This window comes from Streptomyces hilarionis (genome assembly GCF_024539675.1).
GTDB classification, from domain to species: Bacteria; Actinomycetota; Actinomycetes; order Streptomycetales; family Streptomycetaceae; genus Streptomyces; species Streptomyces hilarionis.
The window spans coordinates 20,161-28,823 of the sequence record NZ_JAHHIT010000122.1 but is presented as its reverse complement, the minus strand read 5'-3'; the positions used below and the strand labels follow the sequence as shown (position 1 = coordinate 28,823).

Annotated in this window: 7 protein-coding genes; 2 read left to right on the top strand and 5 right to left on the bottom strand. The window is 75.0% G+C overall.

Going from position 1 to position 8,663, the window contains the following annotated elements; all coding sequences use genetic code 11:
* Positions 1-96 precede the first annotated feature (96 nt).
* The gene (locus KMS84_RS27200) at positions 97-1,551 is read right to left on the bottom strand and encodes a PAS domain-containing protein (RefSeq protein WP_256919093.1); all 1,455 of its coding nucleotides are present in this window, start codon (positions 1,549-1,551) and stop codon (positions 97-99) included.
* A gap of 956 nt (positions 1,552-2,507) precedes the next feature.
* Between KMS84_RS27200 and KMS84_RS27195 the strand changes: the two genes are divergently transcribed.
* Positions 2,508-3,569, top strand: a complete 1,062-nt coding sequence (locus KMS84_RS27195) for an isopenicillin N synthase family dioxygenase (RefSeq protein ID WP_438818987.1) — start codon at positions 2,508-2,510, stop codon at positions 3,567-3,569.
* Positions 3,570-3,582: 13 nt separating this feature from the next.
* Here KMS84_RS27195 and KMS84_RS27190 read toward each other — a convergent pair whose 3' ends face one another.
* Positions 3,583-4,683: a citrate synthase 2 gene (locus KMS84_RS27190; protein WP_256919091.1), complete on the bottom strand. Its 1,101-nt coding sequence runs from the start codon at positions 4,681-4,683 to the stop codon at positions 3,583-3,585.
* Positions 4,684-4,945: 262 nt separating this feature from the next.
* Between KMS84_RS27190 and pdxH the strand changes: the two genes are divergently transcribed.
* On the top strand, positions 4,946-5,644 hold the full coding sequence (gene pdxH, locus KMS84_RS27185; RefSeq protein WP_256919090.1) for a pyridoxamine 5'-phosphate oxidase: 699 nt from the start codon (positions 4,946-4,948) through the stop codon (positions 5,642-5,644).
* Positions 5,645-5,728: 84 nt separating this feature from the next.
* Here pdxH and KMS84_RS27180 read toward each other — a convergent pair whose 3' ends face one another.
* From KMS84_RS27180 to KMS84_RS27170, 3 genes are read right to left on the bottom strand one after another with little or no spacing between them, the layout of a single operon-like run.
* Positions 5,729-6,349: a TetR/AcrR family transcriptional regulator gene (locus KMS84_RS27180; protein ID WP_256919089.1), complete on the bottom strand. Its 621-nt coding sequence runs from the start codon at positions 6,347-6,349 to the stop codon at positions 5,729-5,731.
* Entirely contained in the window at positions 6,337-7,086 is a 750-nt protein-coding gene (locus tag KMS84_RS27175; protein ID WP_256919088.1) for an enoyl-CoA hydratase family protein, read from the bottom strand. The genes KMS84_RS27180 and KMS84_RS27175 overlap by 13 nt, the downstream gene beginning before the upstream one ends.
* Complete coding sequence (locus KMS84_RS27170) at positions 7,083-8,651, bottom strand: 4-coumarate--CoA ligase family protein (protein WP_256919087.1); 1,569 nt, start codon at positions 8,649-8,651, stop codon at positions 7,083-7,085. The genes KMS84_RS27175 and KMS84_RS27170 overlap by 4 nt, the downstream gene beginning before the upstream one ends.
* Positions 8,652-8,663 lie beyond the last annotated feature (12 nt).

The following is an 8,663-nucleotide window of genomic DNA, read 5'->3' as shown; positions in this document are numbered from 1 at the left end:
CCGCCCACCCACCCCCGTGAGCCGGCCGAACCGGTCCGGCCGCCCGCACGGGCCCGCGGCCGCGGGACGGCGGGCCCGGGGTCCGGCCGACGTGGGTCAGGCGTCGCCCGGTTCCGCCGCCTGCGCGGTCAGGTCGGCCAGGTCCAGGGCGCAGGCGATGCGCACGGCGACGTCCTCGGCGTAGTTCGCGTCGGAGCGCTCGAAGGGGGTGCGACCGCCGCCGCGCAGGAACGTCACCACGCCGAGCGTCCGGCCGCGGCTGCGCAGCACCGCGCACAGCGCGTGCACCGTGTCCTCGGGCCACTGCCGCGCCCGCGCCCACTGCCGCGCCTCGTCGGCCGGCACCGAGCCGGCGCCCGCCCGCACGGAACCGGCCCGGGCCACGCACTGCAACGCCGGGTGCCCCTCCGCGTAGCGCACCGGCAGGCCCGCGTGCCCCGTGAGCGCGCTGGGGCCGGGACCGCCCGACGGGGTGGCCGCGACCCGCACCAGCCGCAGCGGCTCCGGCCCCTCCGCGTCGCCCCACACCCGGTCGACGAGGGCGTGGTCGGCGAAACCGGCGAGCGCGAAGTCGAGGTGGACCGTGGCGGCCTCCGCGCTGTCCTCGCACTCGGCGGCGGCCCGGCCCGCCCGGTGCAGCTGGTTGGCCCGGAACCGCAGCAGCGAGGCCTCCTGCTCGCCCTGCTTGGCCTCCGTGACGTCCTGGAAGATCCAGCCGACCCCCAGCGGCACCGGCTCCTCCGCGAGCGGCGACGCCAGCCGCAGGAAGCCGCTGCGCCAGCAGCGCCGCCGCTCGCCGTCCGGGGTGCGCACCCCCACCCACAGCTCCGCCGGGGCCGGCGGCGCGCCCTCGGCGAGGACGTGGGTCAGCGCGTTCTCCAGCTCCTCCACGCCCCGGGTGAGCAGTTCGCCCAGCGGGCGGCCCAGCACCGCCGTGCGACCGGCGCCCAGCGCGCGGGCGGCGTGCGCGTTGACGACGGCGGGGCGCAGATCGGCGTCGACCAGGACGACCCCCCACGAGGCGTCGTCGAAGAGGGCCTCGCTCAGCGCGATGGACCGCTCCAGGTCGATCTGGGCGTGCACCTCGCTGAAGGCGCAGTACAGCCCGGCGGGCTTGCCGTCCGGGCCGGGCACGGCGGCCGACTGCGTGCGCACGAGGACCCGGCCGCCGTCCTTGGTCAGCAGCGCGAACTCGTGCACCTGGCGGCCCGACGCGTGCATGGCGGCCATCAGCCGCCCCTCGATGTCCTCCGCGTCGGCCTCGCGCACGGCCCAGCCGGCGAAGCCCCGCCGGCCGACGGCCTCCTCGGCGCTCCAGCCGAGTATGCGTTCGGCCTCGCGGTTCCAGTGGGTGACGACTCCGTCGCCGTCGAAGGCGCACAGCGCCGCGTCCATGCCGTCGAGCAGCGCGGCCAGCAGGTCGGCGCCGTCCGGACCGCCGACGGGCTGCGCGCCGCCCGGGGTCTTCTGGCCGTCGTCGCCCCGCCCGGACCGCTCGGGCTCGTCCGGCCCGAGCGCGTCGGTGGTCCCACTACGCCGGGAAGCACTCACCTGGACCCCCTGCAGGTTCGCTCACGTGCCCTCATTCAACTCGAACGTGACGCAGCCCACATACGGTTCCCGCAAGATTGCCGGGGAATCGTCGTACCGCGCCGCCGCCCCGACGCGACGGGAGCCGCGGGGCGGCCCGCATCGCCGTCCCGCCTCCGCGCACCGCCGGGGCGCCGAGCCCGCGCACGACGACGGCCGTGCGCGGGAACGAAGATCATTCACCCCTCCAGCGAACCTCGCCCGCACGCGTGCGTCAACCCGCGTGCCTCGCGGCCGTCGCACCGCAGGACCGCCTCGCCTGCGAGGATCGGGCGGTTCGGTGGAGGGGGCGGCTCGCCCCGGTGGAGCGCGACGGCGCCGCTCCCGCGGAGGCGGGGCAGGCCCGTAGGAAAAAACAGTTGATTCGCGCGGGAACGCTTCCTAGGGTTCCCAGTACACGCGAAAGGAGGTGATCCGGTAGATGTGTGATTCCCGGACTCGTGAGGTGGCTGCGGGCTAGCGGCCCGTCACCACACTCTGTGCGGTGCCGGACCCGTGCGCGAGACACGCGTGCAGCCGGCCCATACCCAGCAGTCACCCGACCCGCGAGTCGCCGGTAAGTCCGGCCGGCCCTCCTGCGTGAGGACCAGACTCGCGGGTCGTCTGCATGTCCGCCCCGGCCCGCCCGCACCCCGGCGTCCGGCAGCCGCGTCGGCAGGATTTCCGGGGCGTGACGCGCGCCACGCACGGATCTTTCGTCAGGCAGTACTCTGGGCGCATGCTTTCGCTCGTTCGACGACGCCACGTGGACTACGTCCGCGTCACGAGCATGGGCTGTCGACGCTCCGTCTGAGCCTCCGGCCCCCGCGGTTCACACCGCCCGCGTTCCCACGCGCCCCCTCCCTCCGCCCACCTGGCACCCGTGCGCCGTCCCACCCGACGCCGGCCACGGGCCCCCGTACACCCACGGACGCACCATGACGCACGTGACATCCCTCGCGACGGCCCCGTCCTCGGCCCCGTCGCCGAACCCGTCCTACCGGCAGCTGCCGATCATCGACCTGTCCGCCGCCGACCGCGGCCCCCAGGCGCGGGCGCTGCTGCACGCCCAGCTGCACAGCGCCGCGCACGACGTGGGCTTCTTCCAGCTGGTCGGGCACGGGGTCACCGAGCGCGAGACGCAGGCGCTGCTGTCCGCCATGCGCGCCTTCTTCGCCCTGCCCGAGGACCGCAGGCTCGCCCTCGACAACGTGAACTCGCCCCACTTCCGCGGGTACACGCGGACCGGGGACGAGCGCACCGGCGGCCGGCAGGACTGGCGCGACCAGCTCGACATAGGGGCCGAGCGGCCGGCGCGCAGGCCGGGGCCGGACGAACCCGCCTACTGGTGGCTCCAGGGACCCAACCAGTGGCCCGCCGGACTGCCCGAGCTGCGGACGGCGGCGCTCGCGTGGATCGAGCGGCTGAGCGCCGTCGCCCGGAAGCTGCTGCACGAACTGCTCGCCTCGATCGGCGCGCCGGCCGGCTTCTACGACCCGGTGTTCGGGGAGCGGGCGCACCCGCACCTGAAGCTCGTGCGGTACCCGGGCAGCGCCGGGGACGGCGCGGGCCAGGGGGTCGGCGCCCACAAGGACTACGGGTTCCTGACGCTGCTCCTCCAGGACGAGGTGGGCGGCCTCCAGGTGCAGCGGGAGGACGGCGCGTTCCACGACGTCCCGCCGCTGCCGGGCGCGTTCGTGGTCAACCTCGGCGAACTGCTGGAGGTGGCGACCGACGGGTACCTGGTCGCCACCAACCACCGGGTGGTGTCGCCCCCGAGCGCCGTCGAGCGCTTCTCGGTGCCGTTCTTCTACAACCCCCGGCTGGACGCGCGCGTGGAGCCGCTGCCGTTCCCCTACGCCTCCGCCGCGCCCGGCGTGACCGACGACCCGGCCAACCCGCTCTTCGCCGAGTACGGCTTCAACGAGCTGAAGGGCAAGCTGCGGGCCCATCCGCTGGTGGCCGAGCGCCATCACGCGGGGCTGCTCAGCCCCGCGTGACGGGCGGCCCGGTTCAGTCGGCGATGTCGTCGTAGCCCTCGATGTCGCGCGGGTCGCGGGAGCCGGGGCCGGTGTAGCGGGCGGACGGGCGGACCAGGCGGCCGGTGCGCTTCTGCTCCAGGATGTGCGCCGACCAGCCCGCCGTGCGGGCGCAGGTGAACATCGAGGTGAACATGTGGGCCGGCACCTCGGCGAAGTCCAGCACGATGGCGGCCCAGAACTCGACGTTCGTCGCGAGGACCCGGTCGGGGCGGCGGGCGTGGAGTTCGGCCAGGGCGGCCTTCTCCAGGGCCTCGGCGACCTCGAAGCGGGGCGCGCCCAGTTCGCGGGCGGTGCGGCGCAGCACGCGCGCGCGGGGATCCTCGGCGCGGTAGACGCGGTGGCCGAAGCCCATGAGCCGCTCGCCCTTGTCGAGGGCCTGCCGGACGTAGGCGTCCGCGTCGCCGGTGCGCTCGATCTCCTCGATCATGCCGAGGACGCGGGAGGGGGCGCCGCCGTGCAGGGGACCCGACATGGCGCCCACGGCGCCGGAGAGGGCGGCCGCGACGTCGGCGCCGGTGGAGGCGATGACGCGGGCGGTGAACGTGGAGGCGTTCATGCCGTGCTCGGCCGCGGACGTCCAGTAGGCGTCGACCGCCTTGACGTGCTTGGGGTCGGGCTCGCCGCGCCAGCGGATCATGAAGCGCTCGACGACGGAGCGCGCCTTGTCGATCTCGCGCTGCGGGACCATCGGGGTGCCCTGGCCGCGCGCGGACTGCGCGACGTAGGACAGGGCCATGACGGCGGCGCGCGCGAGGTCGGCGCGGGCCTGCTCGGCGTCGATGTCGAGGAGGGGCTTGAGGCCCCAGACGGGCGCGAGCATGGCGAGCGCGGACTGGACGTCGACGCGGATGTCGCCGGAGTGGACGGGGATCGGGAAGGGCTCGGCGGGCGGCAGGCCGGGGTTGAAGGCGCCGTCGACGAGCAGGCCCCAGACGTTGCCGAAGGAGACGTGACCGACGAGGTCCTCGATGTCGACGCCCCGGTACCGCAGGGCGCCGCCCTCCTTGTCGGGTTCGGCGATCTCCGTCTCGAACGCGACGACTCCTTCGAGTCCGGGTACGAAGTCGGACATCGGGCGGCTCCTCGTGAGGTGTGAGACGGACGGACGGGCGGGTGACAGCGGGCGCGGGACGGGAGCCGGCGGTTCCGCGGTCCTCGGAAGGACTCGCGGTCCTGGGCGGTCGTCCCACTGATGCCCCGTGGGGCGGGCCGTCACCCGGTCCGACGGGTTCGGCTTCTGCACCATATCCCCGAGTGTCACCTTTGGGGAGGGCAAACGGCACTCAGTGCCACCCGATGCCGAGTCGCCTTCGAGTGATCCGCGCCGGTGGACGATGCGGCAAGATGGCCGGGTGACCGACGCAGACGCCGTCTCCCCCGGGGCCTTCCCCGACCCCGCCGCCATGCGCAAGCAGTACCGGGCCGAGGGGCTCTCCGAGGCGGACCTGGCCGCCACGCCCGTGGAGCAGTTCGCCCGCTGGTTCAAGGACGCGGCGGTCGAGGCCCATCTCTTCGAGCCGAACGCGATGGTGGTCGCCACCGCCGACGCCGAGGGCCGGCCCGGTTCGCGCACGGTCCTGCTGAAGCACTTCGACGAGCAGGGGTTCGTCTTCTACACGAACTACGACTCCCGCAAGGCCCGCGACCTCGCCGAGAACCCGTACGTCTCGTTGCTCTTCCCGTGGCATCCGATGGCCCGGCAGGTCGTCGTGCGGGGCGTGGCCCGGCGCACCGGGCGCGACGAGACGGCCGCCTACTTCCGGACCCGGCCGCACGGCTCGCAGCTCGGCGCGTGGGCCAGCGCCCAGTCGTCGGTGATCGCCACGCGCGCCGACCTCGACGCCTCGTACGCCGAGCTGGAGGCCCGCTACCCCGAGGGGGAACAGGTGCCGGTGCCGCCGCACTGGGGCGGGTTCCGGGTGGCGCCGCAGTCGGTGGAGTTCTGGCAGGGCAGGCTGAACCGGCTGCACGACCGGTTGCGCTACACGGCCGAGCCCGACGGGAGCTGGCGCGTGGAGCGGCTCAGCCCCTGAGCGGCTCAGCCCCTGAGCGGTCGGCACCCGGCCGGCTCGGCGCCGGCGGTCCGGCCCGCCGCCCCCCCGGCGCGGCGACGGGCCTCAGCGCAGCTTCTCGTCCAGCAGCTCGGCCCACTGGGCCACCACGCGTTCGCGGCGGGCGCGGTCGTCGGTGAGCAGGTTGGCGAGGCCGAGGCCGCGGGCCATGTCGAGCAGGCCCTGCACGCTCTCGCGGACCCCGGGCACGGACTCGTCCGCGCCCAGCAGTTCCACGGCGATCCGGTGGGACTCGCGCCCGACGCGGGCCTCCAGCTCCGTCACCCGGGGACGCAGCTGCTCCTCGTTGGAGGCGGCGACCCACAGGTGCAGGGCGGCCCGGAACAGGGGGCCGGTGTAGAGGTCCACGAGGGCGGCGACCACCGCGGGCCGGTCCTGCGCCGCACCGCCCGCCGCGCCCCGGGGGAACAGGGCGCGCATCGCGCGGGAGCGCTCCTCGGCGACGTACTCGACGGCCGCGGTGAACAGGTCCTCGCGGGTGGGGAAGTGATGCTGGGCCGCGCCGCGGGAGACCCCGGCGCGTTCGGCGACGACGGTGACGGTGGAGCCCGCCCAGCCGTGCTCGGCGAGGGCGGCCACGGCGGCTTCCAGGAGCCGCTGCCGGGTGGCGCGGCTGCGGTCCTGCTTGGGGAGGCGGTCGCGGTCGGCTGCGCTCACAGCACCCATGCGGGATCCCGTCGTTCGAGGAAGGCCGTCATCCCCTCGCGGGCCTGCGCGGTGGAGAACAGCCGGGCCGAGAGCGCGGTGAGGGCGGCGGCGTCCCGGTCGAATGTCTCCAGCACCCTAGCCGTGAGCAGCCGCTTCGTCTCCGCCAGCCCTTGCGGGGCGGATCTGCGCAGACCGTCCAGGACGGGGGCGAGGACGGCGTCGACGTCGTCGCCGTGGTCGGTGAGCAGGCCGACGCGGGCGGCTTCCGCCGCGTCGAAGCGCTCGCCGGTGAGGTAGTAGCGGGCGAGGGCGCGCGGGTCGGTGCGCGGGAGCAGCGGCAGCGAGATCACGGCCGGCGCCACCCCGATGCGGACCTCGGTGAAGGCGAACGTCGACCCGGTGGCGGCGGCCGTGACGTCGCAGGCGGCGAGCAGCCCGAGGCCGCCGGCGCGGACGTGGCCGGCGACCCGGGCGACGACCGGTCGCGGCAGTTCCACGATCTGCCGCAGCAGCGCCACGAAGGCGTCGGGGTCGGGCGGGTCGCGCAGGTCGGCGCCCGCGCAGAAGGCGCCGCCGGTGTGGGTGAGGACGACGGCGCGCACGCCGGGGTCCTCGGCGCACTCGGCGAGGGAAGCGGCGAGCCGCCCGACGAGCGCCGAGGACAGGGCGTTGCGGGTGGCGGGCGAGTCGAGGCTGAGGGTCTCGACGCCCCGCTCGCGGGTCCGCCCGACCAGGGCGGTCCTCGCCGTGCTCATGCCCGTTCCCGGAGCACGCGGCGCAGGATCTTGCCGGACGCGGCGCGCGGCACCTCTTCGACGAAGGTGACCTCGCGCACGCGCTTGTAGGGGGCGACGCGTTCGGCGACGAACATGGCCACCTCTCCTTCGGACAGGTCCGGCGCGGTGGGCCGGCGGACCACGTACGCGTGGGGGACCTCGTTGCCGTCGTCGTGGTAGACGCCGACGACGGCGGCGTCCGCTATGGCGGGGTGGGTGAGCAGCAGTGCCTCCAGTTCGGCCGGGGCGACCTGGAAGCCCTTGTACTTGATGAGCTCCTTGACGCGGTCGACGACGAACAGCCAGCCGTCGGCGTCGACGCGCCCGACGTCTCCGGTGTGCAGCCAGCCGTCGGCGTCGATCATGTCGGCGGTGGCGTCGGGGCGGCCGAGGTAGCCCTTCATGACCTGGGGGCCGCGGATGAGGATCTCGCCGGCCTCGCCGACGCCGAGGTCGCGGCCGGGGTCGTCGAGGGCGACGATCCGCATCTCGGTGCCGGCGATGAGCCGGCCGACGGTGCCGGCGGGGGCCTCGCGCATGGCGTCCAGGGGGACGACGTGGGTGCCCGGGGACAGTTCCGTCATGCCGTAGGCCTGGCCGACGGGCGGCAGGTCCAGGCGTTTCGCGCAGGCCTCGGCGAGGCCGGCGTCCAGCGGTGCGGCCGCGCTGAGGACGTAGCGCAGCGACGACAGGTCGTACCGGGAGACGGCCGGGTGCTTGGCGAGGGCGAGGACGATCGGCGGGGCCACGTACAGGGCGGTGATGCGGTGCTGCTCGACGGCCGCGAGGAACGTCTCCAGGTCGAAGCGGGGCAGCACGACGACGGTGGCGCCCTGCCGCAGCGGCGCGTTCATCAGGGCGGTCAGGCCGTAGATGTGGAAGAAGGGCAGCACCGCCAGGATGCGCTCGCCGGGGCCGGCGGAGATCGCCGAGCGGAGCTGGTCGAGGTTGGTGGCGATCTGGCGGTGGGTGAGCATGACGCCCTTGGGCGTGCCGGTGGTGCCGGAGGAGTAGGGCAGGACCGCGACGTCCTGCGCGGGATCGACGTCCACCTCGGGCTCGGGGGCGGTCGAGGCGAGCATGTCGACCAGCGAGCGGTGTCCGGGCGCGCTGTCGCAGACGAGGATCTCCCGGACGCCGCCCGCGAGTTCGGCGGCGCGGCGGGCGGTGTCCAGCAGGGGGGAGACGGTGACGATCCAGCGGGCGGAGCAGTCGCCGAGCTGCCGGGCGAACTCCTCGGCGGTGGCGAGCGGGTGCACGGTGGTGACCGTGGCGCCCGCGCGCGTGGCCGCGTAGAAGGCGAGGGGGAAGGCGACGGTGTTGGGGCTGTGCAGGGCCAGCACGTCGCCCTTGCGGACCCCCGACTCGGCGAGGGCGGCGGCGACGCGGCGGTGGAAGCGGTCGACCTGTTCGTAGGTGAGGGCGGTGCCGTCCGTGCCGTCGATCAGCGCGGGGAGTTCGCCGAACCGCGCGGCTGCGCCCAGCACGGCGTCGTGGATGGGCAGGTCGACGGGCGGGACGTCTGCGTACGGGCTTCGGAACACGGTTCCTCCTGG

What these genes read in the sequence shown, in the direction of transcription:
- KMS84_RS27195 (WP_438818987.1), top strand. Translation starts at nt 2,508, where the DNA reads ATGACGCACGTGACATCCCTCGCGACGGCCCCGTCCTCGGCCCCGTCG.
- KMS84_RS27190 (WP_256919091.1), bottom strand. Translation starts at nt 4,683, where the DNA reads ATGTCCGACTTCGTACCCGGACTCGAAGGAGTCGTCGCGTTCGAGACG.
- pdxH (WP_256919090.1), top strand. Translation starts at nt 4,946, where the DNA reads ATGCGGCAAGATGGCCGGGTGACCGACGCAGACGCCGTCTCCCCCGGG.
- KMS84_RS27180 (WP_256919089.1), bottom strand. Translation starts at nt 6,349, where the DNA reads ATGGGTGCTGTGAGCGCAGCCGACCGCGACCGCCTCCCCAAGCAGGAC.
- KMS84_RS27175 (WP_256919088.1), bottom strand. Translation starts at nt 7,086, where the DNA reads ATGAGCACGGCGAGGACCGCCCTGGTCGGGCGGACCCGCGAGCGGGGC.